Consider the following 2043-nt stretch of genomic DNA (forward strand, 5'->3'; position numbering starts at 1 on the left):
CAGTATAACCCTGTATCTCGGTACTCAGCAGATCACGAGTACCCTGCCCTACACCGCCAAGACCTTTAAACACCACCTGCAGGAAAACACCATAATCTCTTTCTCTGGCAGCAAATCCTGTTGCCTGATTGTAACCCGGCGAGGTGTCCGGGTTCTTTACCCAGTCACGATACAAGAGTTGCAATTGCCAGCAACAGGAGTTGTATTCAAAGCCGGTCAGGCTTTCCAGTTTCTCGTTACGCTTCCAGTCATGCCCTTGCTTGGCAAATACTCGCCAATGATCATTGATTGGATAAATAATGGAGGCATAAACCTGCTCTTCTGCATCTCTTTTGTAGGAATAGCCATCCATCAAGGATGACTCAGGTTTAGGTCCAACTCCGCCAACTCTTCGTAGATGAGTAAGGTAATTTGAAGAATAACTGTGACCAAAATTCATGCGAAAACCCTGCATATCGGTATAGGCAAGGTAGGTGTTAGCACTTTCAGTTTTACTGAAGTGATCATCCCAAAGCAGATTAGAACGTAGCTGCCAGTCCCTGGAAATTCGCCACTGAGCCTGGATAGCAAGATTTGAGTAAGGTCGAACCATTGTATATGGACGCTCTTCTCTGGGCTGGTTGTCAATTCTATTGGGGTCGTCAGGATGTCGATAACTATTATCCAGCAGGCGATCTGCTGCATAAAATTCCCTGGCAATGCCTAGGCTAGCCATCTCCTGTCCACTATAACGACTGATAATTCTCTGGGTCAGACCTGCAGTTACCTTCTGCACGTCACCCGTGCGATCCCGACCAGTGGTCCGCTCTGCACGAAACATCTGGTTGAAGCCGCTGTCAGCGAAGCCACCATCAAAAAAGTTAGGAATTTCGTACTGCTCTACGTAAGGTATGTAAGCAGCAAACAGCCGTGGTTCGAGCGTCTGTAGCAGATCATGACCCAATATCCGAGTATCCCTTTCCAGATAAAGACCTGTATCTATACTAAGCACAGGAACTGTGTAAGAAGGCTCCAGATTGACCGTTTTTATTTGATTCTGTGAGGTCGCATCCTGCCAGTAGGGATCAATCCAGTACTGATTATGCCGAAGTTTTACCTGTGGACTGATAAAGGCCCAAGGCCAAACCCAATCGGTGCGCAAACCCGGCTCCAGATGCAAACGCCAAGCATCTGGAGCACCCCAGTTATTCCTACTGTTCACATAATAGCTATCTGGTTGTCCTGGAATTGGTGTTGAGGTTGTCAGATAACGACTACTGACACTCTCATCAAACAGCTTGGTGAAATGGGTAGCATCAGCCAGCAAGAACCATCGTGTATCATCACCCAGCCTTGATCCACCTCGCACTTCCAGTTGTGGTAATTGAAAATAACTCTGCCTTGCAGCATCACGACCTTGTTTCAAGTCAAACAGCTTATAAGGGGTTTCGGCATTAGCAGGATCACTCAGTGACAAGTTTGGATCCCGACTTGGGTGCAACTGCTGATAACCCTTGAATGTAAGACGTGATTGCCATACATCTTGACGATAGCTCATACGGAACTGCTGTAACAACTCTCTATCGCTGCCTACCAAATTGTTCGTACCCAGTGAATCAAAATACCGATCATCACTGACTTGTGAAAAATCCAGGCTGTAATTCAGGCTCGCAGGACGGCTTAAGCTACCCCTGTGACGCGCTGCAAAATGCCAGCGATCCAGCCCGTAATACAGCTCATCCCCTCCAAGCTGGGCGTAATACAGCTCTCCGGAATCGCTGGGCTGCAGGTAGCGAAACTCTGCTCCCAGCATAAAACCCCTGTCGCTGATGTAACGTGGATAAAACGTGGCATCATAGTTGGGTGCCATATTCCAGTAGAAAGGCTGCTGATAATCAAGCCTGCCGCTGCCGGAGTAAGAAATATAGGGGGACAAAAGCCCGGTATGCCGCCGATCATCTATCGGAAACCTTAACCACGGCCAGTAAAAAACCGGCACTTGCTGGATTTCCATACGAACATTATAAGCATCACCAAAACCACTCTCCCGGTTCAGGTTCAGCC

The 2043-nt window shown here is 48.0% G+C and carries 1 protein-coding gene; it reads right to left on the reverse strand.

Annotated elements, in window-relative coordinates; translation table 11 throughout:
- Positions 1 to 2043: LPS assembly protein LptD (gene lptD / locus IBX50_RS20110; RefSeq protein ID WP_292258172.1), on the reverse strand; the 2043-nt coding region annotated here is incomplete at both ends.

The organism is Marinospirillum sp. (genome assembly GCF_014859565.1).